Raw genomic sequence first — 25,324 nt, 5'->3', positions numbered from 1 at the left:
GGTCTCCCTAGACGTTCTGGTACACTCGCGGGCCGTCCACGCGCACATACGTCTTGAAAAATGTCGGCAACGTCATCTCGTCATCCATCCGCACACGGCGGAAAGAACGAAACATCGTCTCCACTTCGTGAAACGCCCGGCATGTATCCGCACAAAGTAGCTGCATGTCGCCATTAAGAAGAAAACATAATGAACGACGCGGACTCATGTTTGAGCATTGCAACCGGGGCAGACTGAAAAGGTTCAATATGCGGGCGCGTGTTGCGTAAACGCTCCAATTCAGCGCGTAAACCGTATCATCGTGAAATTTTTGGCTTGCATGCCCAAAGCGATAGTTGCCGTCGCGCAACTCCTCATAAATGAACGTCGCCATCTCTGAAGGAAGGCGTTCCAAGGCATCGGAAAAGTGAAGCCGCCCATCACGCGCTATTCGGTGCAACTCTATGAAGCTTATGTTCTGGTTCGTTGTGGTTGCCGACAACACTTCATAAGGTATGCCCTGGTCGCCAAGCCATGGCGCTATGTCGCTGACCTCGTAATTCTCCAACACAACTTGATCGAGCCGGTAGGCCTTGTGGTCGTCAGCGATGCACTTTTTGATGAACCTTGAAAGGTTTGGCTCCACAACCTCTTGATGCAACACAAAATATTCCGACTCGCCATCGCTTGCCGTACTGGCCACCTTCGCCGTCACAGTCCAAACGGTTGAGTCACCGCCGAAAATGCGCTTGGAGCGGTCCAGACCTGCGCCAATGGCGTACCTGCGCCCTCCGAACAACTCCGGGAGCTTATCAGGCGGGAAGGGGTGCGGTATGGGGCTTCGACAAAGTTCAATCGTTGCTTGAGGAAATAGCGCATTCCTGGCGCTGGAACGCCGGCCCAGAATGTCGCGGCTGAAGGCGTGGCCAAGCTGCGTGCGCTGCAACTGCTGGGCCTTGGTCCTATCGATCCAGGACGGGGCGCGAAGGCAATAGTCCTCGAAGTTCTCGTACTCCACGGCGCGGCAAAATATCTTCGGGTCCGTCGCGGCAAGGGCCTCTAGAGCATGGACCGGGCCGCCCTCGGGGTCCGCGTTTGCATCGATCAGGGTCAACGTGCCTTCGGAGTCCAAGAGGCTGCCGGAGAGGGCGTCAAAGACGTTCTGGTCCACTTGGTGGAAGTCGCTTGCCCACAAGACGTTCACGCGGTCACCGAAAGCCGTGGCCATGCCGGACGCGCCGCCCTGGATCGTGCTTTCGGTATGCGGCACCGTGATGGAGAACTTCAACATGCCCTCGGCCGGGATCATCGCGGCAAGGGCCTTGGTATGCTGAATGATGCGCCGGATTGGTTTGAATTGCGTCCTGGTCGAGTGCTCCTCACTGTTCCCCAAAAGGGTGATCGTCCAGTTCTCCCTGCTCGTGGCCAGCCACAGCACCACAAGCGCCCATAAGGTGCTCTTGCTGTGCCGCCGGGGCATCCTGGTCAGGGCCAGGGAATGCTTAAACAGGCCGGCCGCATCCACGGCCAAAGCCTCGGTCAGGATGTCACGCTGCCAGTCCTCAAGGATCACAGGGCGGTATCGATTGTCGGAGTGCAACACCTGCGGCCGTACATCGCTGATCCAGTTGAAGAAGCCCTCAGAGCCGGGGGCGTTCCAGGACGACAAAATTTGAGCGTCCGAACGCCGCTTCCTAGGCTCCGTCGGGGCCACAGGGGGAGCGGCCACAGGGCAGGCAGGGGCTCCGCCGCGTCTAGGCATCGAAAAGTCCTTCCAAGAACCCAACCGAAGGTGCGGCCTTCGGCTTGGACTCACCAGACTTCAACGCGGCCACAACGCTTACCTTCCCGTCGCCATCCGACTTGACGCGGCGATACCCGCGCGGCTCAATCCTCACCAGGGCCGTAAGTCCCTTCTGGAATCGCTCTTGAAGCTCCATGTATTCCTTCATGTTGAATCCTCGCCTACCGTAGTCCTCGCGCTTCTCCAAAATCTCAAGGTACAGTGGTACAAGCGTTTCAATCAGCATCTTCTGACCTGTGCATAAGCGACCAGGCAACATCTCGCGCAATTGCGCTCGCACAATCTTGAATCGCTTCTCAGGGTCACGGTGACGTGCAACGTCTTTCTCGCATAATCTCGTATATGGCATGGGCTTGCAACCTCATATACTCATGATTGCATCATGAAGTTTGTCAAAATTGAGAATGATAAACGCGTTCGTATCGAAGCTAGAGTGATGGAAAGCGAGGAGTGGGGACAGTGTGGGGACAGACATATTTTCCTCTCGGACAGTTCATCGGTAACATGCTTGAATGTATAAGTATCATGTTGAAATACAGGCGGATTATGAATCCGCAGTAAATTTTTTCTGTAATCACAGGGGGCTCACGGTGGCCGGTGGTGCGGGCATGGGTGCGGGTGTTGCGCTAACTTGAGTTAGTGCTTGTGCAACTTTTTGCACAAGTGGCCGCCTGCCATCGTAGCACTTTTTTATCACATCGTAGCACTAGGCCCGTGGGCTCGGTCCGACGCCCGCCTGTCTCACCTGTTGTCTCACCTGTCTCACCTGTTGCGTTCACAGGTGAGACAAGGGCGCTCGGTCTAACACGCTGCAATACAAGGCTTTTATTCATTTGTCTCACCTGCTCACCTGTCTCACCTAAAATAAGAGATTCGCGTGAGGGCTTTTTTTCCGCCGTCGCCATTGCCGTGGTCGCTTCGCCTCTTGCTGTGAAAATCTCGTACACATCGTTTTTGGGGTGAGACAGGTGAGACAGGTGAGACAGCGCGGCTAACAGTCTATGATTATTCGTTTTTATTGCTTCTGCGTGTGTCTCACCTGCCATTTTCCTTGGTGAGACAGGTGAGACAAGCCGCCTCATTGCCCGTCCTCCCCTCCGTCCAGGATTGAGGCGTTCAGCTTGTAGAGGCGCACGCGACCACGGCCCCCCGGTACCCTGATCTGTGTGGTGGCCTTCCCCGAGCCGTCGGGCTCAAGCATCCCTCGGCGTGTGAGTTCCTTGACCAGGCTCTTGTGGTCAAAGCCCTGGCAAATCTCTTCTCGGAAAGTTTCCGGGAAGACGTAAAATATCCATTCGCCAGTTTCGGTCGTGAGGCGGTAGCCGGACAGGCTGCGCGTGGTCGCCGGCCAGGCAAGGGCTTGTGGCGCGCTGCCGGCATCTCCTGCCTTCACGTCGCCCCTTGTGTCCGGCTTGATGTTCGGAAAGCGTTCGAGGTGGTTTTTCTGAAACCACGCGACCACCTGACGAACACCACGATCAATCTCTTGAGGGCCTGACGTTCCGCGCTGCTCAAGCCAGGACGCGAAGCAAGCGCCAACGCCGCGCATGGCCTCCCCGGCGGGCCAAGGGAGCACGCCGGCGCGTGTGCCAAGCTCCCCGGCCGCCGCGAGCAGGCCGAAGCGGGCGGCTACGCGTATGACCTGGCCGTCCATTCGGGGGCACGTGTGGCCCTCGATGAAGCGGCGGGTGACTTCGCGGACAAACTTTTCGGCTTCCTCTGGCTTCTGGACAAGCGTTTCAAGGAAAGCCCTGGATGGCGTGCCGAAGAGTCGGCTGGTGGCGTCTCCAAGATGCCGAGCCAGCGCATGGCCGGACTCGGCCCCGTGAAGCTCCTCGAAAACTCCGTGCCCGCCTTCGGGGCAGGCTGGCACGTCCAGGACTCGGACGCCTTGCCCGGCCTTGTGGCGGCCGCCGGAACCGGAATGGGTGCTCTCCCTCATGCGTGACTCAAGCGTGAGTTCCCCGGACGACAGGCACATGACGCGCCATTCGGCCGGCGGGCGCTGATTGCCTCGCCTGTCGGCGCGTGTTTTGCCCGCCCCGTTGGCAAGCATGTATGCGCTTTCTGATACGGCCAGGGGATCGGCTTGGCTCAGTTCGTCCAAGCAAAGGAGGCAGTCACAGTGGCCCAAGGCGGTGCCTTCGAGAGCATTTGTGGTGGTTCTCCAGGATCGCAGGTAGCCCGTGACGCCTCCGCCCCCCCAAACGGACCCCGCCACATGGAGCGCGGTTGTTTTGCCGCTGGACGAAATGCCGTGGAGATTGACGATGCTCGATTCCGCGCCGGCCAGGGCCAGAAGCGGAGCGGCCAGGGCGGTGGACACGGCCAGCACCAGGCGGGTGTTGCCGACGCAGTAGCGCCCGACGGACTCCCGCCAGTCCTGAAGGCTTCCCGCCACGCGGAAGGAATGGCCGCTGGTGTCGGCTTGAAGTACGATCCGTTCCTCCTGGTGGCCGAACACGGCTCCGGGGAGGACGAAAGTTCTTGTCGGGCCTTGGCCATGCCATCCAATCCGTGGAACGCATCTTGCTAACACGTCCGGCTTGGCTTTCGTCAAAAATTCGTTGAGCCGTTGTCGCCCGACAGGGCGATTGTCCATTACAAGGCCATGTGAAAGCAGTTCCTCGAACAACTCGCCTCCGCCGGCCAGGAGCCGGGCGGGCAGGGCCAGTTCGTGCGTGCGGCCTTCGGCGTCTCGAAGCTCGACCAGCCTTCCCCATTCCGCGCCGGCGAGGTCCCTTGTGAGCGCGGGCACGGCCAGAGGCGAGCAGACCCATTCAGGCGAAAGCGGGCGGCCTTTCGGCCCTACAGGGACGAAGAAAACTCCGTCGCTTCGGACGACGAAGCGCTCCATGTCTCCCTGTGGCTGGCGTGAGTCTTCATCCTGGTCTGGCAGTGCCGACAGATATTCCATGGCCGCCGTGTGGTCGTTGCGATATTCCCATTCGGCTTGATCGAGCAGGGCAAAGACATGCTCTTTCGTAAGTTCTGCGAAGTCGCGTCCCGCCCTGTGCCAAAGTTGGGCCAACACACTTACAATGTCTTGTTCAAGCAGTTCTCCTCCTCCGCCCGGCAGGTCATCGAACTTCACACGAAGGCCGACGTGGGCAATCAAGCGCTCCCTGGCCTCGAAGGTCTTCGGGGTGTCACGTGGCCGCTCAAGCGCAGGGGCGACGAATTCATGACGGCTAAAGATGCGAGCCGCCAGACCCAATTTTACGTCTCGGATGCTTGCCGGAACGGTGAAAGTTCCTTCAAATACGCTCACTTCGCACCACCAGCCCGCGCACAGGCGACAATGACGCCACTGGCCGAAGTGTGGACAAGCCGGACAGACCCGCGTTCGACAAGCGTATCGATAGCCCTTTGCGTGGACTTTCGGTTGAGCCCGCGCCTTTGCAATTCTCTGTACATTGGTCCGTCCAAGACAAATGGCTTGGGAAAGTTCCTAATGTGGCTGAAAAGCCATTCTGCTTCGGCGCTTCGCAATTTGTTAGGCTTCATGGGAATTTCTCCCGCGCCGGACGCGTTTCTTTTGCATTGCGGCCTGGGCAGAAGTTGTATCTTTTGGGGCTGGTTTCATCCTTGAACGCAAGAATTCTATTGCGCTTTCGACGGGGTAGACCACCTTCCCATTGACAACGGCGCGTTGCGCCGGCCCCTCGCCTCTTGCGTCGCAGTTTGCAACGGTCTTCGGCAAAATCGCCCCGCCGGAAAATTCACCGAATGCGGAACGTGCGACAATGGCCGAAGGCCAGCGCTTCGCAAGACTTCCAAGAAGTTCTTCAGCCGAAAAATTCATTTCAGAATCGCTCATAATGAAATGTCCTCAATGATGGGGCCGCCCTCCGGGCGGCCAATGGTGTTTAAGCATTTTTGGCTCCTCCTGATTTTGAATGCACATGAAAGCGTTTGTGTGTTTTAGTGCTGGTTGCGGTAGTGAAATTCGTTTCGGCACTTGTCACTACAATATTCGCGCTTCAGTGAGGCCGGGATAAAGAACTTGCCGCACTGCTTGCACCGGCGCACGCGGGAAAATCTTTCGCCCTCGCCACGCCAGAGGGGGGCGACGATTCCGTAATAATCGATGAAGTCTTCGATGGAATCGAAATTGCCGAACAGGTCCGGCTCAGGGGTCCAGCCGGTCTTTCCGGGCCGAAAAGTGACCAGGCCGGGCTTGTTGCTCACGACGCGGGAGTTGATGAAGTCCAGGTCCAGGCGTCCGGCGATGCAGCTTTCGAGGAACCCTGCGTATTCGCCCTGGGAACGCTGGATCAGCGGTCCGAGTTCGGCCCAACGCGGGTCTCCGGGAAGGACGGCGTGGTCGCCAAAAATTTCGGCCACGGGAGATGAATGGAAAAAATAGAACATTCCGGGGGCCTGTCTGGTCTTTGTAAAGCTGTCGAGGCCCGTGCCTTCACCGTGCTTGGTCAGGGCAAGCCGGTGCTCCCGGCAGAAGGCGGCGATGCCGTCAGGGTCGCGTCGGTCCAGGTTGACGAAATCAATGAGGATTTTCATTACTGGTCTCTCCTTTGTTTTGATGTCCTCACCATATTCAACGATTTTGTGCATGTCTATAAACTATTTTCGTTGAATTTTGCAGATAATCATTGAAATGTGCCCATGAGAAAGGCCGCCCGAAGGCGGCCTGTCTTTGTCTCGTGAAACTGACAACTATCTATTTTGTCTGGAATTTCAGAACGGTTGGCGACTTTATTGCGCCCGCATTTTCGAGTGTGTCAATTGCCGCTCTAAGCGTGTCCGGGGCAAGGTGGCTGTATCTCTCTGTCATGGTCATAGTTTTATGCCCGAGGATTTTTCCTACAGTGAAGAGTGGGACGCCGTTTTGAACCATCCAAGACGCACAAGTGTGGCGTAATGTGTGAAATACAACTTTTTGACGCGGGTCTGTGATTCCGTCATTAAGTCCAAGTTTATTCACTGCTGCGCGGAAGGCGTTGCTCACGAAGGCTGTAACTTCACCCTTGCTGTTTGGAAAGACAAGTTCCCCGAGGTCGCACGGGGTAGGACATCGTTGTGCGAACATTTGCGAAACATTCGAGGGCATCGGAACGGCACGGGGATGCTTGTTCTTCGGGTCCATCACATGGATGATTCGCCCCTCAACGTCCACGTCTGCCCACCTCAGCTTGAAGCACTCGGAAGACCGCAACCCCGTATAGAGGCTCAAGAGGGCAACGTCGTGCATGTCCGGGCTTCTGCTTTCGCCAAGCGCCTCAAGGAGCCGGCCCGCTTCCTCCGAAGTCAAAAAGCGTGTCCGGGCATTACCGGTCGCGGACGGCATCTTGATCTTCGTCACGGGGCTTTCGCCGGAGAAAGCGCCTGTCCGGCTGGCGGCGTTGAAAGTTTGGCGCGTGATGGCCAAAACGTACTGGCCCGTCCGAGGCGTGAGGCCGGCGTCAGCGACATTTTTCTTGATGCGCTCTAGGTGGAAGGGCGAAATCTCTTTGAGGGGCCGTGCTCCAATCACAGGGGCAATCCACTTTCGATAAAGCTGCTCCTCTCTAATGATCGATCGCGGGGCCTTCCCATCTGCCTTCTCCTGAGGCAGATAGGAGTTCTCGAAAAACTGACCGAAGGTCAGAGCGTCCTTCTCGGCTTGGACGACGGCGGCCTCTTCGGCCTCGCGCTGCGCCTTCGCCCTGGCGCGTCGCTCTCTGAGGGATGAAGGCCCTTCGCCGGTCCGGGCGGCGGTCTTGAGCTTCTCCATCTCGACCAGTGCCTTTTTCTCCGTCCAGCCCTCCGTGGACCAGCCAAGCCCCTCTTCGATTCGCCGGCCATCCACCTGAAAACGGATGGCAAAATATCGATCAGGCACGGCACCGTGCTTCCGGCTTGGGTGCTGCCGGAAACGGACTCCCGGATATTTGCTGCTCGTTACGAAAGGCAGAGTCCCCTTGTCACCCATAGCGTCCTCCTGTCCCCAGGCTGTCCCCACTTCGTCCCGCGCCCCTGGTCCATGTGAGATTGAAAATCCGCCGGTTGAAATCTGTCCCCACACTGTCCCCACCGCCGGGATCATCCTTGTTCATCCCGTGAAAATGAGAATAGGGGCGAAGTCATGTCATGTCAAGCTGTTAGGCTGTCTCCGGGATGACCAGGGAAACCCCTGAAAATGCCATTTTGGTTGACTCAAAATCCGCCGGTCGCAAGGCCTTGGGGGTTCGAGTCCCCCTCCCTACCAAGGCATTTCAAGAGGATCGAGAAGCCGTACACGTAGGGCCTTCTCGATCCTTTTTGTTTGCAGTCCCCCGCCTCCAGCCAAACGGCGTTGGAGAGGGGGACCGAATCCGGTGCGCCGACAATATCTGGTGCGTCTACAATCCCAGGCTGGACCACAGCCCGTCGATTCTGGCCTTGACGTCCGCGCTCATGGTCAGGCTGTCGGGCCACTCGCGATGGTGTCCTTCCTCCGGGCCTTTCTTGGTGGCGTCGATACCGATCTTGCCGCCCAGGTGGGGCAGGGGAGAGGCGTGGTCCAGGGCGTCCGTGGGGCCTTCCACGATCACCACGTCGCGCCGCCAGTCCACATTGTTGCCCAGGCGCCAGAGCACCTCGGAGGTGTTCTGCACGTTCACGTCCTTGTCCACGATGACGATGACCTTGGTGAACATCATCTGTCCCAGTCCCCACAGGGCGTACATGACCTTGCGGGTCTGGCCCGGATAGCGCTTGTCGATGGAAACGAAGCACAGATTGTGGAACACCCCTTCCAGGGGCAGATTCATGTCCACCACTTCGGGCAACTGTTTCTTGATCAGGGGCAGAAAAAGCCGTTCGGTGGCTTTGCCCATGTAACAGTCTTCCATGGGCGGAGGTCCCACCAGAGTGGCCGGATAGATGGCGTCGCGCCGGTGGGTCAGGGCGGTGACGTGGAACACCGGATAGTCGTCGGCCAGGGAGTAGTATCCCGTGTGATCGCCAAAAGGTCCCTCGCGCCTGCGCTCGCCGGGATCGACGTAGCCTTCGAGCACGAACTGGGCGTTGGCCGGCACTTCCAGATCCACGGTGCGGCACTTGACCACCTCCACCGGACTTTGCCGCAAAAAGCCGGCGAAGATCAGTTCGTCGATTTCGTCCGGAATGGGGGCGGTGGCCGCGTACGTCACGGCCGGGTCGGCCCCGATGGCCACGGCCACGGGCAGCCGCTGCCCCATCCGCTCGGCCAAATAGTAGTGGTAGGCTCCGCCCTTGTGCTTGTGCCAGTGCATGCCGGTGGTGTTCTTGTCGAAAACCTGCATGCGGTACATGCCCATGTTGCGCATGCCCGTCTGGGGATTCTTTGTGATGACCAGGGGCAGGGTGATGAACGGGCCGGCGTCTTCGGGCCACGTGGTCAGCACGGGCATGAGGGAGAGATCCACCGCGTCGCCTTCGTAAACCACTTCCTGGCAGGGGGCGCTCGTCACGGCCTTGGGGAAAATGTTGGCCATGCGCGCCAGCTTGGGCAACAACTTGAGCTTGTCGATGATGCCGCCGGGCTTTTTCACTTCCAGAAACGTTTCTATATGCTCGGACAAGGCGTCGAGGCTTTCGCATTCCAGGGCCAGATGCATGCGTTTATAGGAACCGAAGGCGTTGGTCAGCACGGGAAAGCGTGAGCCTTTCACCTTTTCGAAAAGCGTTGCCGGGCCGAATCCTTTGCTCACCCTGTCGGTGACTTCGGCGATTTCCAGGTAGGGGTCGAGTTCGACGCCCACGCGTTTGAGTTCGCCTTTTTTGTCCAGGGTCTTCAGGAAATCTTGCAGGTCTTTGTAGGCCATGTTCTGCTCCAAGGGGATAGGGCGGCGGGCCGCCTGATGAACGCAAGACGCGCGAATGCCCGTGAGCCGTCCGGCAGGGCCGGGGAGTTCCGCGGAAACCGAAAACCGGCACGTTGGCGTTACACGCGAAACCGCCGGCGCGCAACGCGTGGTGGCGTAAGGTCGTTTTTCTAAGGATGCAACACTAGAGGTATTCCACCAGCCGTTCACTGGTGTTGCGCAGGCGAAAACTGATGAGACGGGCGATGTTCGTGGTGAACTTGAGGGCCAGGGGCTTGTTTTCCCGACAGAGCACGTCGTAACAGGCCCGACTGAGCACCAGCAGGGTGGTGTCGTCCTTGGCTTTGGCCGTGGCGGAACGGGGAGGGCCTTGGATCAGGGCCATTTCCCCGAAGGCTCTTCCCGGCCCCAGAAGAACCAGTTGCTTGGCTTGGGCCTGGGGAGACGTGTTGCGTTTGGATATTTCCACCGTGCCCATCAGGATGATGGCCATGGAGTCCTCGTTGTCGCCTTCGTGGAAGATCGTGTCTCCGGCCGAAAAACGGCGCACGCAGAGGTATTTGGCCAAGTGTTCCACGTCTTCCACATCGAGATCCACGGCCCAGGCGGAATGGTCGAGCATGGCCATGAGCTTGGGGGCGATTTCGGGGTCGTAGAGCAGATCGGGTCCGTAGCGTTCGGTCATGAACGTCCTCCTCACGGCCTGGCGAACCCGCTGGGGATGCGGCCGACCGGGGCCTCTGGCTTTGTCCGCCTTTCGCACGACGGGAACTGACTCTTGGGAGTATGCCACAAGCGCAGTCAAACCGCCAGAGCCCAGCCCCTTGCGCACCATGCGCGACTTGGGGCGCAAGGGGTCGGCGTTGGATGTGCGAAACGGGCTTTACGGCTGACGGTTTTGTCTGCTAGAGGTCCGTTTTACGGCTGAGGTTTCATTTCATGCACGGCATCGTCTTCGGGTTTGCGCCCGGAGTCCCTCCCCATAAAGTCGCGCCAAACACCACAAGATTACAGCGCCCTATTTGATATTTGTCCAAGGCGCAGGAGCGATGATGAGCACTATTTCCGACTTCATGGAACTGCATTTCAGGCATTTCAATGCCCGTGAAACCCTGGACGCCGCCAAGGCCTGGAAAGAGCTTCTGGCCGGCGGGGGCAAAATGTTTCTTTCCATGGCCGGCGCCATGAGCACGGCTGAAATAGGTATTATTCTGGCCAAAATGATTCGCGAAGACAAGGTGCATGCCGTGTGCTGCACGGCCGCCAACCTGGAAGAGGATCTCTTCAACCTCTTCAATCACAATGAATACAAAATGGTCCCCGAATACCGCGACCTTTCTCCCGAAGCCGAAAAGGCCCTCTATGACGCGGGCTTCAACCGGGTGACGGACACCTGCATTCCCGAAGGCATCATGCGTCAGGTTCAGGCCCGGATCGTGGAGCTCTGGAAGGATGCCGCGGAAAAAAACACCCCGAAGTTTCCCTTTGAATTCATGTACGAATTGCTCGACCAGCCCGGCGTCGAGAGCCATTATCAGATTCCCCCCGAGCGGTCCTGGGTGCTTGCCGCCAAGGAAAAGGGCCTGACCATCTACACTCCCGGCTGGGAAGACTCCACGCTCGGCAACATCTTCTGCGCCGAGGTCATGCGCGGGAACATCAAGAATCATCGCGCCCTGCGCACCGGCACCGAGCAGATGGAGCTCCTGGCCAAATGGTATACGGAAATGGGCAAACAAAAGTCCCCGATCGGTTTCTTCCAGATCGGCGGCGGTATTGCCGGCGATTTCCCGATTTGCGTGGTTCCCATGCTCATTCAGGATCTGAGGATCGAGAACACGCCGTTTTGGGCCTATTTCGCCCAGATTGGCGACTCCACCACGTCCTACGGCTCCTACTCCGGCGCGGTGCCCAACGAAAAGATCACCTGGGGCAAGCTCGACGTCGACACCCCGCGGTTCATGATCAATTCCGACGCGGCCATCGTGGCTCCGCTCATCTTCAGCTACGTGCTGGGCGAATAGCGTCTTTCCTTGCGTCACACGCACGCGGGGTCCGCTTTCCTTCGGGGGAGCGGACCCTTTTTCTTTGGCCAGGGCTGACGCATTGCCGGGCTCGCGCGTTTGTGGTTAGAAACCGTATCGACGGATCGAACCGTTCCGCTAGAAACAATCTCGACCTGGCAATGGCGTCTTATTGGCATGCGACAACCGAGGACGAAGGAGAAGCGTATGGATTTTCAGACGGTGGGATACGAAGTGCGCGCGGGCGTAGCCTGGATCACGCTCAATCGACCTGATGCGTTCAACTCCATCAACCTGGAATGCGCCCGCGAACTGGCCCATGTGGCCAACATTTGCGGATCCGATCCCGGCGTGCGCGCGGCAGTGCTGACCGGAGCGGGCGACAAGGCCTTCTGCGCCGGGGGCGACGTGCCGTCCTTTGCGGCCAATCCCAAAACCGTGGACGTGCTGCTCAAGGAAGTGACCGGCTACCTGCACCTGGCCGTGTCCCGCCTGGCCTGGATGAACCCTCCGCTGATCGCCGCGGTGAACGGCGTGGCCGCCGGCGCGGGCCTGAGCCTCGTGGCCTTCTGCGACTTGGCCGTGGCTTCCGACGCCGCCAAATTCACCAGCGCCTACACCCAGATCGGTTACACGCCCGACGGTTCCAACACCTATTATCTTTCACGCCTGATCGGCGTGCGCCGGGCCATGGAAATGTATTTGACCAACCAGGTCATCACCGCCCGTCAGGCGCTGGACTGGGGGCTCGTCAACAAGGTGGTGGCTCCCCTGGACCTCATCCCCGAAGTGGAAGCCCTGGCCGCCAAGCTGGCCCAGGGACCGACCAAGACCTTTGGCGCGGTGAAAAAGCTGGTCCTGCTTTCGGCAAACGACAGCCTGGAATCGCAAATGGAGCGCGAAGCCCGCACCATCGCGGCGATGAGCCTCACCGAGGACGGTCTGGAAGGCGTGAAGGCCTTCGCGGAAAAGCGCAAGGCCGTGTTCGTCGGTCGCTAGTGTCGCGTCCTTTCCCTTGCCGCGCCGATTTGCCGACGCGCTGGCCATGAAAAACAAGGGCCGCCCCGGATGGGAGCGGCCCTTTGTTTCGGGAGGGGGTGTGATCTATTTCTTGATGGAATGCACCACTTCGGGGTCGAGCCCGGGAAAGGAGAGCAGGATCTCACGCCGCTTGGCGAACAGGGCCTGCTGCCGGGCTTCGAAATCATTTTTCGAATAGAGCCGGTCGGGATGGAAGAGCAGGGAGTCCACCCCGGCCATGGACTTGGGCACGGAAAGGCCTGTGGCTTCCTGCTCCACCCATTCTGCCACGTCCCCGCGCAGGATGGCATCCAGGATGCTCACAGTGTCGGCCAGACCGATCTTGTGGTGGTGTTCGCCTTCGCCGACCCCGCCGGTGTTGAGCAGGTAGCAGTGGATGTGGGGATTGGCCCGCAGGATGGAGTGAAACAAATGGGCGTGGGCAACCCGGTCGCCGGCCAGGAAGGGGTCGTAAAAAAAGACGTTCTTGATCTTGCCGGCCTGGGTGGGATCGCCGGCCGAGGATTCCATGGACTGGCCCAGCACCATGAAGGCCGTGGCCTGATGCGGCGTGAGCCGGGAAACCGCCGGCACCGTGTTGCCCCGTGTGATGAGGAAAAGATTGTCCACCGTGCCCGTGTCGATACTCGGGCAGCAGTGCATGAAGTCGTCGCGGCGCAGCACGCCCCGGCCGTTGGATGTCCGCTCGATATTGAAGAAATCGAGGCGGCCCGAGTCGTCCACGTGCACGTTTTCCAGGTAGGCTCCGGGCTTGAGCGAGGCGTAATAGGTTTCGATCTGTTCGTTGGGGCTCAGGCCGTCGGTCTTGGCGTAGATGCCGCCCTGCTCGAACCCGGCGAACGACCCGTCGCGACGCAGAATGCCTCCGTCGTCCTGCACCAGCCAGGACTCCTCTCCGGCCTTGCGCGCCAGCACCTTGCAGGTCAACGAGGTCTTGCCGTTGGCCGACAGGGCCACGAAAAGCGAACTCTGGGAGCGCATGTCGCCGTTGACCATTTCCATGGTGTCGCTGCGGCACCCGGCGTGCAGGAAAATGCCCGCGCCGTTTTTCTTGGCGCGAAAGTCTTCCCCGGCGAAGATGCCTTTTTTCCATTCCCCCAGGTAGTTCGAATTGCGAACGAACTTGACCATTCGCCCGTCATCGGAAAACGCCAGGCGAATGGTGATGTCCTTTTCGGGAAGCGGCTTGTCCGCGTTGCCGGCAAAGGCTTCGTCATCAAAGAAAACCACCTGATAGGTAGGGGCCTGCACGTTGTTGAGCGGAGGTCCGAACAGTTTGAGTCCGCCGTACGCCAAGTGGGCGAAGCGCCGGGGAACGATGAGACGGGCGGTCACGGGAAACTGCTCCTGCCGAACCAGCACGTCCAGGCAGATGACGCGCGCTTTGGCGAGCCTGGCCTTGGCCTGGTGCAACAGGTCCAATTCGGCTTGGCCAAAGGAGTCGTCTATATTGTTTTTCGTGAAGGGCTTGGCTCGCGATGTCGGTTCCGTGGGCACCACGAGGTTGCCGTAGACCGTTTCGCGTACGCCCGGTTCTTCCAAGGTCATCTTGCGCAGACGTTCCGGATTGGGATTTTGAAACATCCGTTCGTCGTCTATGGCCGATTTGAATATTGAGTTCGCGGCGCTCACGAACTGATCGAACATATTCATTAGGTATGCCTTTTTTCAGAGTTGAAACTGATTACACAAGATACCGTGAAATTTTCCCGAAACCAAGCGTTTCCTTGGCCTTGCGGCGTCGCAGGGCCGGGCTTGCCAAGGGGCGCGCCATTCCGTAAACCGACCGAAGCCGTGGCTCCACGGCCCCATCTTCATGAAAAAAGGACACGCCATGCGCGCTTTTCGCTCCATGCTTGTGCTTGTCGCCCTCTGGCTGGCGATTTTTCTGGTCATCCCCGGAACCTCCCGGGCGCAAACAAATTATCTGGAATGCACCGCCTGCCAGCTCTTTTTGAGTCTGATCGACGCCTCCGCTCCGGGGGATGGGCAAGTGGTGGTGGACGCCTCGCACCAGTGCGCCCTGCTGCCTCCCGGCGACCGGGAAGCCTGCACGAAATTCTACGCCACCTACGGCCCGAAGATGGTCAAGGCCATAAAACATCGTCGAGCCAAAGGCGAAAGCCTGGACCAGATCTGCCGGGCCATGAGCTATTGCCAATAGACCCGGAGTCAAGGCCGGCCGCTGGCTCGCCCCGGGGCCTTGCAGGGAGTTTCACGGGCGTGTGTGTTGCGATGCGCGGCCGCCTGAACGTCCGAGCGGACGCGCCGGCGGGGTGTCGCGTGTCCTGATTCCCGCCCGCCCGGGGAGCCCGAAACAGCCCCCCGGGATTCGTCACGGCGTCTTGTGGCGAGCGATGAAACCCGTCATGGCGCCCGCATCAACGCGAAGGCCCTCCGGCCAGGAAAGACCTGGCCGGAGGGCCTTCGCCGTCGCGGGGAGACGGTGAGACGCTTCGCCTCCGGTCCCGGAGGCTCCGTCGCTTCTACCGCCGCTTGCTCGCGGTGAATCGCTTGGGGTCGATGCCGTGCTTTTTCACCTTGTAGTTGACGATGCGGTAGCTGTCGCGCAGGTCCTGCGCGGCCTGGAACATGTTGCCCTTGGCTTTTTTCAGGGCTTCGATGAGCAGTTCCTTTTCGAACTGGTCCACGGCCTCGCTAAACGACAAGGTGGGTTCCGTATTGGAGCTTTCCGCCGTCTGAAGGGTCGGGGGGAGATGATAGGCGCGGATAACCCCGTCTTCGCACTGGTCGAAGGCGCGCTCCATGCAGGAACGTAGTTCGATCACATTGTCCGGCCAGTGGTATTGATTGATCAGGTCGATGGCCGGCGTGGAGATGCGCTTGAAAGGCTTGCCCGTGGTCTGGGAAAACTCCAAGAGAAAGGATTCGGCCAGGGGCAGGATGTCCGCCGTGCGGTCGCGAAGCGGCGGAACGTAGATGGCCAGCACGTTCAGGGCATAGAACAGGTCTTCGAGAAACGCGCCCTGGTTCATGAGCTCTTCGAGATTGGCCTTGCTTGACGCCACGACCCGGGTGTCGAAACTCTGAGGGTCCGTGGCCCCCAAACGCTGCACCAGGCCTTCTTGCAAAAAGCGCAACAGACCTTCCTGGGCGGACAGGGAAAGGGCCTCGATGTCCTCGAAGAACACGGTGCCGCCCTGGGCCAATTCGAAGACGCCCCGCTTGGAGTGGCTGGAGCGCGAAACATCGCCCTTGCTCACGCCGAAAAAGGCCCGATCCACGGCTTCCTGCGGTTCGGCGGCGCAGGCAAGATGCAAAAACGTCTTTTTGCGGCGCGGTCCTTCGGCATGCAGCACATGGGCCAGAAACTGCTTGCCCACGCCTTCTTCGCCCAACAGGAGCACGGGCGAATCGCCGGGAGCGGCCTGTTCCACCTGGCGCAGGGCCAGCCGCATGCTCTTGGAGACGGCCACGGCCTTGGGCAAGGGCGCGGGTTCGCTCTGGCTTTCGGCCTCCTGTCTGACTCGGAGTTTGGGCTTGGCGGCCTCTTCCCGGTAGCGCAGGGCGGCGTGACAGAACACCTCGGCGGCGACGCTCAGGAATTCGCGCTGGCGTTCGAGAAAGACCGGCGGCGCCTTGGGCATGTCGGCGCACAGCGCGCCCAGGGCCTGGCGCGGGGCGCCGCCCTGGCTTACGGCGTCGAAAACGGGCACGCAGACCAGGGCGAGTTCCTCCTGGTCCTTGACGGTGCGTCCGAAAAAATCGGGATGATCCTTCAGGTTCTCGATGATCATGGGTTGGCGAGCGCCAATGATCTGCCCTGTCACCAGGGGGCCGGGACCCTGCAGGTAGTCGAAGAGCACTTGGCGGCCCTGGGAGAGCGAAAGTCGCTGTCCCGGACCGGGCACGTCGAGCAATTCCAGGTAGGCCCGGTTGTACCCCATGGTTTCCACCAAGCGGGCCAGCATGGTTTCCAGGGCGTCCCTGGCGGGCCGGCCCGGCGCGCAGGCACCGAGCAGACCCGTCAGGGCCGCGAGAAACTTGGGAGAAGATTCAGTCGTCGAATAGAAGTCCACTCTGTATCCGCATACTTAGATGAGGGCCGCTTTCGCGCCCAGGTCAAGCGCCAGGAGATTGGCCTCTGCCAGGTTTTTTTTCAGGTATTTGCCGACGGAACGCTTGAGCGCCTCAATCCCGAAAGGCAAAGCGCCGGCCGCGCAGGCGGCACCGAGCAGCACGGTATTGGCGCTCTGGGGAGAGCCGGCCTTTTCGGCCAGGCTGCGACAGGGCGCGAACACGATGTTGCTCGTATACTTGGAGGCCGCGTCGCGCACTTCGTCCAAGGTGGGATAGGGGGCCTGTCCCATGGCGACGGAAAGGGGCGGCAACGCCTCGGAGTTGGCCACGATGCGTCCGCCCGGCTTCAGGTAGCACAAGGCGCGCAGGGTCTCGAGCAACTCGAAGCCGAGAAGCACGTCGGCCTCGCCGTAGGTGATTTTGGGGCTGGCATACCCCACGAGCACCGTGGACTCCACCACGCCGCCGCGCTGGGCCATGCCGTGAATTTCGCCCGAAGTGAGGGGAAGCCCTTCGTCCAGGGCGGTCAGGGCCACCAGCTTGGTGGCCGTGAGGGTTCCCTGTCCGCCCACGCCGGTGAAGAATATCCGTGAACGCTGCATTACGCACCCCGCTTCTTGGTCTTGAAAGACTTGTCGAGTTGCAGACAGTACATGCAGCCCGAGCACAGTTCGTCGTCCACGCGCACCTGGTTTCCTTCCTTCAGAAAAGCCGGACAGGCCAGGGTGTTCAGAACGCTCAAGCAACCTTCGCCGGCGTCGGACGCGACGCTCGCCGCCTGGGGCTTGCCCTTGCCCTTGACGTGCATTTCGTGGATGGGACACGGCTCTTCGAAAATGATGACGCGCGGTCCCTTGATGTCTTTCATCTCTTCCAGGGCCTTGATGGCGGCCTTGCGGTTGAGCGGATTGACCTTGATGACCTTTTTCACGCCGCAGGCTTCGACCAGGGGGAGAATCTCGATCTTGCGGGGATTTTCTCCCATGCTCGAATGATCCACGCCGGGGTTGGGCTGGTGTCCGGTCATGGCCGTGGTGCGGTTGTCGAGAATGATCAGCAGGATGTCATGGTCGTTGAACACCGCGTTGACCAGTCCGGTCACGCCGGAATGGAAGAACGTGGAGTCGCCGATGAACCCGATGGTGGTCTTGCCGCTGGCCGTGGCGAAGCCGCTGCCGGTGGAGACGCTCGATCCCATGCATACCAGGAAGTCCGCCGCCTTGAAGGGGGGCAGAAAGCCCAGGGTGTAGCAGCCGATGTCGGAGGAGTAGAAGGCGTTGTCGCCGAACACCTCGCGCACCGCGTAGTACGAGGCCCGGTGCGGGCAGCCCGGGCACAGGTTGGGCGGACGCATGGCCAGGCCAGCCGGGGCCGGGGCGTGTTCCGGCGTGAGGTCGGGCATGTCCAGGGCGGCGCGCAGGGCGCGGCGCACCAGCACGGTGGAATATTCGTCGCGCTTGGTCAGGATGTCGCCCTTGCCCAGCACCTTGAGAGTCTTGCCGTTTTTTTGCAGCAGGGCCCGGATGTGTTCTTCGACCAGGGGTTCGAGTTCCTCGAGCACGAGCACGGTGTCCAGGCCTTCGAGAAAACGCAGAAGCAGGGCGTCGGGCATGGGATAGCTCATGCCCAGGTCGAGCACCTTGACCTTGCCTTCCAGGCCTTCCTCGACCAGGGCGTCCTTGAGGTAGGCCCGGCAGATGCTCGAAGCCACCACGCCGAACGCACCCTCGCCGCTGATCGTGTTGAACGGCGACTTGCAGGCTTCTTCCTCCAGGGTTTTCAGCCGTTCGAGCAGCCGCACATGCATGAGGCGCGAGTTGGCCGGCAGGGGAACGTACTGCTGGGGCTTGCGCTCAAAGGGGGTGAAGGGTTTTTCCTTGGGCAGGGGCGAAAGTTTCACCGGACCGCGCAGATGATTGACTCGGGTGGTGGTGCGCAACAGAGCGGGCTGACCGGTGCGGGCGGAGAGGTTCAGGGCCTCGCGGGCCATGTCCGCGCACTCCTGGGCCGAGGACGGCTCGAAACAGGGCATGCCGGCCAGTCGGGCGTAGTAGCGGTTGTCCTGCTCGTTCTGACTGGAATGGCAGCCCGGATCGTCGGCCGAAAGCAGCACCAGGCCGGCCGGAGCCGTGGTGTAGGTCAGGGTGAGCAGGGGGTCGGCGGCAACGTTCACGCCGACGTGCTTCATCGTTACCAGGGTGCGCAGGCCGCCCAGGGCCGCTCCGGCGCCTACTTCGAGGGCTACCTTTTCGTTGGGGCAGTATTCGAAGTGGTAGTCACCTTCGGGGCCGAGCCGAAAGAAGGTGTCCGGGACCTCGGAAGAGGGCGTGCCCGGATAACAACTCACGAAGCCCACGCCGCCCTCAAGGGCGCCGCGAACGATGGCTTCGTTGCCAAGCAGCAGCAGGGTCTCGCCGGGAGTGTCGGCGAGCAGGGGGCTTGCCATGTCTTTTCCTTTGCGAACTATTTGAGTTGCGCTTTCAAGCTGGCGACCTTGGACTCGTAGAACGACTTGTTGCCTCCGGAGACGGCTTCCAGGAGACGTTCGTAGGCCGCCAGGGCCTCTTTATACATTTTGGCGTCTTCGGCCACGGCGGCCAGCTGTCTGGCCACGACGGGCTGAAACGTTTTCGGAGCCTTGGACATGAGATCGAAGAGTTGTTTCACGGCCTGGGCCTTGTCCCCAGCCTGGGCCAGGGAGGTGGCCTGACCGATGCCGGCCAGGGTGCTCATGCCCTCCGGCGCGGCCAAAGCCAGGGCGTTGAAGGCCTGGGCGCTCTTGGCGAAGTCGCGCTGCTCCACGGCGGTGCGGGCGATTTCGAGATTCACGGCGTCCTTGATGGAGGCCGGCGCGGTCTTGGCGAAGGCTTCCAGGGCCTGCATGCGTTCGGAGCCGGTCTTGCCGACGATGATGACGCCGAGCTCGTTTTCGGCCTTGAGCTTGGCCTGGGCCTGCATGTGCCGATACCAGGTGAATGCCGCCACGGCCACGATCACCGCCACGATCAAGGCGACAATCACCCGCCAATGGGTGAAAAGGAAATGGTCGGAGTCACCGGAAGATTGATACTGGGGAATGTTTATGTCCGTCATACAGGCTCTCTATAGAGGATTTGGTTCAGCGGTTGGGACGGGGCGTTACGCCGGGTAAGGTTTATCATTCCGAAAGCTCCGGTGTTTACACTTAAACTCCCGATGCTGTCAAAGCCGTGGGTCCGACTCGGCCGGCGTTGACTTTCAGGCCTCCCGCGGACTACTTTCAATGGGTTTTCCAGAAGAATTCGGAGGCTGCGATGAGCTTGCAAGCAGAAATGACCGCCCTGGCCCAGGCCGCCAGACAGGCCGGCCGCCAGATGGCCAAAGCGCCCGGCGAGGCCAAGAATCGGGCCCTTACCCTTTTGGCCGACCTGTTGATCGAAAACGGCCAGGCCGTTTTGGCCGCCAACGCCCGCGACATCGAGGCGGCCAAGGCCGCCGGCATGGAGCCGGCCATGCTCGACCGGCTCACCTTGACCGAGAAGACCATGGCCTCCATGGCCGACGCCTGCCGGCACGTGGCCGGCATGGAAGATCCCGTGGGGGCCATAGAATCCATGTGGCAGCGTCCCAACGGACTCATGGTGGGCCGGATGCGCATCCCCTTGGGCGTGGTGTGCATGATCTACGAATCGCGTCCCAACGTCACCGTGGACTCGGCCATTTTGTGCCTCAAGTCCGGCAACGCCGCCATCCTGCGCGGCGGGTCCGAAGCCTTTCATTCCAACATGGCCCTGGCCGGGCTTCTGTCCAAGGCGTTGGAACGGGCCGGCTTGCCTCCCAAGGCCGCGCAGCTCGTGCCGTTGATCGACCGGGCGGCCGTGCCCATCCTGTGCAAGCTTGACGAATACATCGACGTGATGATCCCCCGCGGAGGCGAAGGGCTCATTCGTTCCGTGGCCGAGGCGGCCACCATGCCCGTGCTCAAGCACTACAAAGGCGTGTGCCACATTTTCGTTGACAAGGGAGCGGACCTCAAGCGGGCCGTCGACATCATCCTAAACGCCAAATGTCAGCGCCCCGGCGTGTGCAACGCCCTGGAATGCCTGCTCGTGCATCAGGACGTGGCCGGCGAGTTCCTCCCGGCGATCGGACAGGCCCTGGAGCGCGAAGGCGTGCGGATGCATGCCTGTCCCGCCTCGCTTCCGCTTCTGGGACCCGCGGCGACTCCCGCGGCCGAAGACGACTGGGGGCGCGAATTTCTCGATCTGATCCTGGCCGTGCGCCAGGTCAAGGACATGAACCAGGCCCTCGAACACATCGCGGCCCATTCGTCGAACCACACGGAGTGCATCCTGACCAGCGATCATGGCCGGGCCATGCGCTTCTTGCGCGAGGCCGACGCCTCCATGGTGGGCATCAACTGCTCCACGCGGTTCAATGACGGCGGCGAGTTGGGTCTCGGGGCCGAGATCGGCATCAGCACCTCCAAGCTGCACGCCTACGGTCCCATGGGGCTCAAGGAGCTGACCAGCCAGAAGTTCGTGGTCTTCGGACAGGGGCAGACCAGGGCCTAGGCCCGGCCCATGGCGCGGGAACCCCTTTTCCCCGGCCGAGTCCACGGCGTCCGGCCCTCGGGCGCGGTCCGGCCTGGACGGTCCGTGCGCTTCGCAAAGGCGGCGGTCCGGCCGAAGCGCCCCCGTGTCGGTCGGCGCGGCGAGGCGTCGTGCGGCGCATAGGCCTCCTGGGCGGCACCTTCAATCCGGTGCACGTGGGGCACGTGCGCCTGGGGCTCGAAATGCTCGAAGCCCTGGGCCTGGACGCGGTGGAATACCTTCCGGCCGCGCGCCCGCCCCACAAGACGGGAGAAGGCATGTTGCCCTTTTTCCTGCGTCTCGAACTATTGGAGGCGGCCCTGGACGACCTGCCCGGGCTCGTGGCCAACCCCGTGGAAGCCGAACGATCGGGACCGTCCTACACCTGGGACACCCTGGAACACCTGAACCGTACGCGTCCGGGGGTGGCCTGGTATTTCATCATGGGAGCCGGCGACCTGCTCTGCCTGCATCTGTGGAAGCGCGGACTGGAACTCGGCGGCCAAGCCAACCTGGCCGTTTCCAGCCGGGACAGCCTGGGCGCGCGGGAGGTGGGCGAGTATATCGAAAAAACCCCGGAGATGGGCTTGGTCGCGCAGGGGCGAGGGCGCTGGCGCTTTTCCGGCGGCAACGAACTCGTTCTGGTGGAGGTTCCCCGTCTTGACATCAGCGCCTCCTTCATACGAGAGCGCTTTGCGCGCGGGGCCTGCCTGCGCTATCTGCTGCCGGCGACCGTTGAACGCCGGCTGGAAGCGTCGCGTTCCGAGGTCCTGCTTGCCTGGAAACAACCCGCCCGGAACCTGACGCAACACGATCAGCCTTCTTAAGGACGCCCTTTGTGAATCAAGAGACCAAAGGCAGACACGTCGCGGCCGCGACTACGGTCCTGGTGTTTTGCCTGCTGCTGTTTTTCCCCATGGTCGCCCAGGTGGCGGCCCTGGATTCGGGGCGGAGCTCCTTGGGGGAGGCGCACGAGGTGAAGCTGCCCGAATTCGAATGGAGCCTGAAAACCCTTGCCGGATTCACCACCATCCTGCGACAGGGATGGTTGGACAAGCACTTTCCCTTTCGCGGCACCCTGATCCGCTGGCACAACTACTATTCGGCCCGCATTTTCGGCTCCATGTCGGGCGGGAGCCCGGTTGTGGTGGGACGCGACGGTTGGCTCTACCTGGCCAAGGACCGGGGGCGCAACGTCATGGACGAGCACCGCGCGGCGCGGCCCATTCCCGAAGACAAGATGGACGCCGTGGCCAAGGTGCTCAAGGAGCGCCAGGAGTGGCTGGCCGCACGCGGAATCGCCTACTTGGTGGCCGTGGCTCCCAACAAGGAGACCATCTATCCCGAACATCTGCCGTCCGCCTACGCCCAGGTGGGCAGCTTGGCCCGTATCGACCAGATCGTGGACCACTTGAGCGTGCGCGCCGGGGTCAACGTCATCGACCTGCGCGTGCCGCTTCTCGAAGCCAAGCAAAAGGAAAGGGTCTACTACTTCACCGACAGCCACTGGAATTCCGTGGGGGCCTTCGTCAGCTACCAGGCCCTCATCCGGCGTCTCGGCAAGACGTTTCCCGCCCTGGTCCCCATGAAGCGGGAGAACTTCTTCCTGGAGCGCTACACGTTCCTGGGGGGCGACCTCTCCAACATGATGGGCCTACAGGACGTGATGACCGAAGATCGCATGTACCTTCTGCCCAAGCATCCCTATCGGGCGCGCGGCGTGAGCATCGACTACGAAAATCCACGCTTCTTCCAGCCGCCTCAGGCGTCGCGGGTGGACGACCCCAGGTTGCCCAAAGTCGTGTTTTTTCATGACTCCTTTTTCTGGGAAATCATGCCCTTTGTCGGCGAGCACTTCAGCCGCGCAGTCTACGTCTGGGTCAAGCCCTGGCGGAAAAGCGGACCGCACGTGTTCGACAAGGCGCTCATCGAACGGGAGAAGCCCGACGTGGTGGTCGAGGAAATAGCCGAGCGGTTCCTCGTGCCCATAGCCCCCGGGCAAGGAGATGAGGAGTAGGCCATGCGCGGACATCGTTTTCTCCTGGTCCTTTTCCTGTGTCTCGCGGGGGTGCTGTGTGCGCCGGAACGCGGGAGCGCCTCCGGGGTCGACGCCTTCGCCGGACTTTCCGGGGAGCTGCGCATAGTGGGCTGCGAACCGGGCTTGGTCGTGGTGCGCCAGTTGGCCCAAAAAGTGATGGACGCCTACCCCGACGTGAAGGTGGTGATAACGCCGTGCCCCATGGGAGCGGCGATTTCCCGTGTGCACACGGGCGCGGCCCAGTTGGCCATGTTCGAACGCGTGCCCCTGGCCTCGCTGTCCTCCCAGGGGCGGTTTCTCATTACCGCATACGCGGTGGACCCGGTGGCCCTGGCGGTCAACCCGATCAATCCGGTCAGCGACGTGAGCGTGGCCCAGGCGCGTGACCTGTTTACCGGCCGGGTGCACCTCTGGAGCGAAATCGGCGGCCGCAAGGAGTTCGTGCTGCCGGCTATCGTGGACGCCTCGGTGAGCGACGGCCCGGGCGCGGGACACGACACCCTGCCCAAGCTGACCAGCCAGTCCGCGCTTCGTCTCAACCTCACGCGCAACAGGGACATCCTGGGGATCTTAAGCGTGCGCGCCCTGGACGCCGCCACCAAACCCCTGCGTCTGGACGGCGTGGAGCCCAGCCTTGAAAACTTTCGCTCCGGAAAGTACCGCGTCTACCGCCTGCTGCGCATGGTGAGCGAGGAAAATCCCTCGGAATTGACGCGGGCTTTTCTGGACCTGGCGCTCGGGAAGGAAGGACAGCGCCTGGTCGAGGACGCGGGGTACGTGCCCCTGGCCAAAAAACCCGCGCAACCGAGCCTGCTCGGCGTGGATACCCCCGAAGGGCTTTTCACCGGGCAATGAAGGCCGACGCTTTACAACCCCCCCCGAAAATTCGTACACGGTTGCACAGAGAAAAAATGCGGACGCACCCCCCACGAAGAAGCCCCACGCCTCGGCGCGGGAAAGATCTCTGGCTCCGCACGGGCCTCCATGCTTGAACTCATCCTGGCCGTCGTCATCGCCTTGGTCATGTCGTCGTTTTGCTCGGTCAGCGAAGCGGTGCTCTATTCGCTTCGCTGGAGCTGGATCGAACGCCTGCGCGTCGAGCACAAAAAAAGCGGCGAAATTCTCTACAACATGCGCATGAACGTGGAAAAACCCATCACCGCCATCCTGACGGTGAACACAGTGGCCTGCTCGGCCGGCGCCACTGTGGCCGGCGCCCTGGCCGTGCAGGTGCTGGGCGAGAACCAGATGGTGTATTTCACGATCGTGTTCTCGGCGATCATCCTGATCTTCGGCGAAATCTTGCCCAAGACCGTGGGCGTGGCCTACACGCGCAGCCTGGCCCCGTACCTGGCCCGTCCGCTCCAGGTCATGGTCGTGGTGCTGTCGCCGCTCATCTGGGCGTTGGGTTTTCTGGCCCGGCTGGTAAGTCCCAAGTCCAAGGGCCCCGAGGCCACCGAGGAAGACATCCGGGCCATGGTCAGCCTGACCAGGCGGGCGGGCAAGATCAAAGCCATGGAAGAGCGGTCCATTTTCAACATCCTTTCCCTGGACACCAAGACGGCCAGCGACGTGATGACCCCGCGCACCGTGGTGCTGTCGCTCCCGGCCGAGGCCACCGTGACCGAGGTGCGCCAGAACGACCCGCTGCTTTCCCACAGCCGGCTTCCCGTCTACGCCGGCGACGACCCGGACGACGTGGTGGGCATCGTCACCCGCAAGCAGATTCTCGAAGCCCTGGCCAACGACCAGCACGACACCCTGGTCTCGGATCTCATGGGGCCGGTGCAGTTCGTTTTGGAAACCATGACCCTGGACCGGGTTTTGGTCGAATTTCTCGACGCGCGCATGCATCTGTTCGTTGTGCTCGACGAGTATGGGGGCATGCAGGGGGTCATCTCGCTCGAAGACGTTCTGGAAGAAATCCTGGGGAAGGAAATCGTTGACGAGACCGACCAGGTGGCCGACATGCGGGAGTTGGCCCGCGTGCGCCGGGAAACGCTGCTGCGCGCCTTGCCGGTGGCCCGGGAGAAATGACC

General features: G+C 61.2%; 21 protein-coding genes. 8 read left to right on the top strand and 13 right to left on the bottom strand.

Features of this window, described 5'->3' with window-relative positions:
- Window positions 1-7: 7 nt before the first annotated feature.
- The 8 genes from ACYQ01_RS01495 to ACYQ01_RS01460 form a co-directional block, all read right to left on the bottom strand.
- A complete protein-coding gene (locus tag ACYQ01_RS01495; RefSeq protein WP_459932067.1) occupies window positions 8-1,648 on the bottom strand; it encodes a hypothetical protein in 1,641 nt (546 codons plus the stop codon).
- 85 nt (window positions 1,649-1,733) lie between these two features.
- Window positions 1,734-2,009 carry a hypothetical protein gene (locus ACYQ01_RS01490; RefSeq protein ID WP_459932066.1) on the bottom strand — a complete coding sequence of 92 codons (276 nt, stop codon included), beginning with the start codon at window positions 2,007-2,009 and terminating at the stop codon, window positions 1,734-1,736.
- 852 nt (window positions 2,010-2,861) lie between these two features.
- Window positions 2,862-5,054 (bottom strand): DUF927 domain-containing protein, encoded by a 2,193-nt coding sequence (locus tag ACYQ01_RS01485; protein ID WP_459932065.1) that lies wholly within the window; start codon window positions 5,052-5,054, stop codon window positions 2,862-2,864.
- 225 nt (window positions 5,055-5,279) lie between these two features.
- On the bottom strand, window positions 5,280-5,603 hold the full coding sequence (locus tag ACYQ01_RS01480; protein WP_459932064.1) for a hypothetical protein: 324 nt from the start codon (window positions 5,601-5,603) through the stop codon (window positions 5,280-5,282).
- Between the two features lie 104 nt (window positions 5,604-5,707).
- Entirely contained in the window at window positions 5,708-6,304 is a 597-nt protein-coding gene (locus tag ACYQ01_RS01475) for a hypothetical protein (protein WP_459932063.1), read from the bottom strand.
- A 160-nt stretch (window positions 6,305-6,464) separates the two neighbouring features.
- Window positions 6,465-7,715, bottom strand: a complete 1,251-nt coding sequence (locus tag ACYQ01_RS01470) for a tyrosine-type recombinase/integrase (RefSeq protein WP_459932062.1) — start codon at window positions 7,713-7,715, stop codon at window positions 6,465-6,467.
- A 409-nt stretch (window positions 7,716-8,124) separates the two neighbouring features.
- Window positions 8,125-9,570: a menaquinone biosynthesis decarboxylase gene (locus ACYQ01_RS01465; protein ID WP_459932061.1), complete on the bottom strand. Its 1,446-nt coding sequence runs from the start codon at window positions 9,568-9,570 to the stop codon at window positions 8,125-8,127.
- 184 nt (window positions 9,571-9,754) lie between these two features.
- Window positions 9,755-10,255, bottom strand: coding sequence for a cyclic nucleotide-binding domain-containing protein (locus tag ACYQ01_RS01460; RefSeq protein ID WP_459932060.1), 501 nt, complete (start codon window positions 10,253-10,255; stop codon window positions 9,755-9,757).
- Window positions 10,256-10,622: 367 nt separating this feature from the next.
- Here ACYQ01_RS01460 and ACYQ01_RS01455 point away from each other — a divergent pair, with 367 nt between their 5' ends.
- Together ACYQ01_RS01455 and ACYQ01_RS01450 are read left to right on the top strand one after the other, a co-directional pair.
- Window positions 10,623-11,594, top strand: coding sequence for a deoxyhypusine synthase family protein (locus ACYQ01_RS01455; protein WP_459932059.1), 972 nt, complete (start codon window positions 10,623-10,625; stop codon window positions 11,592-11,594).
- Between the two features lie 207 nt (window positions 11,595-11,801).
- Window positions 11,802-12,593, top strand: coding sequence for an enoyl-CoA hydratase/isomerase family protein (locus ACYQ01_RS01450; protein ID WP_459932058.1), 792 nt, complete (start codon window positions 11,802-11,804; stop codon window positions 12,591-12,593).
- Between the two features lie 105 nt (window positions 12,594-12,698).
- Here ACYQ01_RS01450 and ACYQ01_RS01445 read toward each other — a convergent pair whose 3' ends face one another.
- On the bottom strand, window positions 12,699-14,288 hold the full coding sequence (locus ACYQ01_RS01445) for a phosphoenolpyruvate carboxykinase (ATP) (RefSeq protein WP_459932057.1): 1,590 nt from the start codon (window positions 14,286-14,288) through the stop codon (window positions 12,699-12,701).
- Between the two features lie 181 nt (window positions 14,289-14,469).
- On the opposite strand from ACYQ01_RS01445, the gene ACYQ01_RS01440 reads away from it, so the two are divergent.
- The gene (locus tag ACYQ01_RS01440) at window positions 14,470-14,799 is read left to right on the top strand and encodes a hypothetical protein (RefSeq protein WP_459932056.1); all 330 of its coding nucleotides are present in this window, start codon (window positions 14,470-14,472) and stop codon (window positions 14,797-14,799) included.
- Between the two features lie 322 nt (window positions 14,800-15,121).
- On the opposite strand, the gene ACYQ01_RS01435 is transcribed toward ACYQ01_RS01440, so the two are convergent.
- From ACYQ01_RS01435 to ACYQ01_RS01420, 4 genes are read right to left on the bottom strand one after another with little or no spacing between them, the layout of a single operon-like run.
- A complete protein-coding gene (locus tag ACYQ01_RS01435; RefSeq protein WP_459932055.1) occupies window positions 15,122-16,675 on the bottom strand; it encodes a sigma 54-interacting transcriptional regulator in 1,554 nt (517 codons plus the stop codon).
- 15 nt (window positions 16,676-16,690) lie between these two features.
- Complete coding sequence (locus tag ACYQ01_RS01430) at window positions 16,691-17,278, bottom strand: indolepyruvate oxidoreductase subunit beta (RefSeq protein WP_459932054.1); 588 nt, start codon at window positions 17,276-17,278, stop codon at window positions 16,691-16,693.
- Window positions 17,278-19,122, bottom strand: coding sequence for an indolepyruvate ferredoxin oxidoreductase subunit alpha (gene iorA, locus ACYQ01_RS01425; protein ID WP_459932053.1), 1,845 nt, complete (start codon window positions 19,120-19,122; stop codon window positions 17,278-17,280). The genes ACYQ01_RS01430 and iorA overlap by 1 nt, the downstream gene beginning before the upstream one ends.
- Before the next feature lie 17 nt (window positions 19,123-19,139).
- Window positions 19,140-19,769 (bottom strand): tetratricopeptide repeat protein, encoded by a 630-nt coding sequence (locus tag ACYQ01_RS01420; RefSeq protein WP_459932052.1) that lies wholly within the window; start codon window positions 19,767-19,769, stop codon window positions 19,140-19,142.
- A gap of 200 nt (window positions 19,770-19,969) precedes the next feature.
- Here ACYQ01_RS01420 and ACYQ01_RS01415 point away from each other — a divergent pair, with 200 nt between their 5' ends.
- From ACYQ01_RS01415 to ACYQ01_RS01395, 5 genes are all read left to right on the top strand, one after another.
- A complete protein-coding gene (locus ACYQ01_RS01415) occupies window positions 19,970-21,229 on the top strand; it encodes a glutamate-5-semialdehyde dehydrogenase (protein WP_459932051.1) in 1,260 nt (419 codons plus the stop codon).
- Between the two features lie 149 nt (window positions 21,230-21,378).
- Window positions 21,379-22,074, top strand: a complete 696-nt coding sequence (gene nadD / locus ACYQ01_RS01410) for a nicotinate (nicotinamide) nucleotide adenylyltransferase (RefSeq protein WP_459932050.1) — start codon at window positions 21,379-21,381, stop codon at window positions 22,072-22,074.
- An 11-nt stretch (window positions 22,075-22,085) separates the two neighbouring features.
- Entirely contained in the window at window positions 22,086-23,264 is a 1,179-nt protein-coding gene (locus ACYQ01_RS01405) for an alginate O-acetyltransferase AlgX-related protein (protein ID WP_459932049.1), read from the top strand.
- A 3-nt stretch (window positions 23,265-23,267) separates the two neighbouring features.
- On the top strand, window positions 23,268-24,140 hold the full coding sequence (locus ACYQ01_RS01400; protein WP_459932048.1) for a substrate-binding domain-containing protein: 873 nt from the start codon (window positions 23,268-23,270) through the stop codon (window positions 24,138-24,140).
- A 129-nt stretch (window positions 24,141-24,269) separates the two neighbouring features.
- Window positions 24,270-25,322, top strand: a complete 1,053-nt coding sequence (locus ACYQ01_RS01395) for a hemolysin family protein (protein WP_459932047.1) — start codon at window positions 24,270-24,272, stop codon at window positions 25,320-25,322.
- The last annotated feature ends 2 nt before the right edge of the window (window positions 25,323-25,324 follow it).

It is taken from the genome of Fundidesulfovibrio butyratiphilus, assembly GCF_054657235.1.
Note: the sequence above shows the minus strand (reverse complement) of the source record. Positions and strands in the feature narration are given on the sequence as shown.

Excerpts from the sequence above, each read along its gene's own strand:
- ACYQ01_RS01395 (WP_459932047.1), top strand. The coding sequence starts at position 24,270 with ATGCTTGAACTCATCCTGGCCGTCGTCATCGCCTTGGTCATGTCGTCG.
- ACYQ01_RS01445 (WP_459932057.1), bottom strand. The coding sequence starts at position 14,288 with ATGAATATGTTCGATCAGTTCGTGAGCGCCGCGAACTCAATATTCAAA.
- ACYQ01_RS01470 (WP_459932062.1), bottom strand. The coding sequence starts at position 7,715 with ATGGGTGACAAGGGGACTCTGCCTTTCGTAACGAGCAGCAAATATCCG.
- ACYQ01_RS01430 (WP_459932054.1), bottom strand. The coding sequence starts at position 17,278 with ATGCAGCGTTCACGGATATTCTTCACCGGCGTGGGCGGACAGGGAACC.
- ACYQ01_RS01480 (WP_459932064.1), bottom strand. The coding sequence starts at position 5,603 with ATGAGCGATTCTGAAATGAATTTTTCGGCTGAAGAACTTCTTGGAAGT.
- ACYQ01_RS01475 (WP_459932063.1), bottom strand. The coding sequence starts at position 6,304 with ATGAAAATCCTCATTGATTTCGTCAACCTGGACCGACGCGACCCTGAC.
- iorA (WP_459932053.1), bottom strand. The coding sequence starts at position 19,122 with ATGGCAAGCCCCCTGCTCGCCGACACTCCCGGCGAGACCCTGCTGCTG.
- ACYQ01_RS01490 (WP_459932066.1), bottom strand. The coding sequence starts at position 2,009 with ATGCTGATTGAAACGCTTGTACCACTGTACCTTGAGATTTTGGAGAAG.
- ACYQ01_RS01440 (WP_459932056.1), top strand. The coding sequence starts at position 14,470 with ATGCGCGCTTTTCGCTCCATGCTTGTGCTTGTCGCCCTCTGGCTGGCG.
- ACYQ01_RS01420 (WP_459932052.1), bottom strand. The coding sequence starts at position 19,769 with ATGACGGACATAAACATTCCCCAGTATCAATCTTCCGGTGACTCCGAC.
- ACYQ01_RS01450 (WP_459932058.1), top strand. The coding sequence starts at position 11,802 with ATGGATTTTCAGACGGTGGGATACGAAGTGCGCGCGGGCGTAGCCTGG.
- ACYQ01_RS01415 (WP_459932051.1), top strand. The coding sequence starts at position 19,970 with ATGAGCTTGCAAGCAGAAATGACCGCCCTGGCCCAGGCCGCCAGACAG.
- ACYQ01_RS01400 (WP_459932048.1), top strand. The coding sequence starts at position 23,268 with ATGCGCGGACATCGTTTTCTCCTGGTCCTTTTCCTGTGTCTCGCGGGG.
- ACYQ01_RS01465 (WP_459932061.1), bottom strand. The coding sequence starts at position 9,570 with ATGGCCTACAAAGACCTGCAAGATTTCCTGAAGACCCTGGACAAAAAA.
- ACYQ01_RS01460 (WP_459932060.1), bottom strand. The coding sequence starts at position 10,255 with ATGACCGAACGCTACGGACCCGATCTGCTCTACGACCCCGAAATCGCC.
- ACYQ01_RS01455 (WP_459932059.1), top strand. The coding sequence starts at position 10,623 with ATGAGCACTATTTCCGACTTCATGGAACTGCATTTCAGGCATTTCAAT.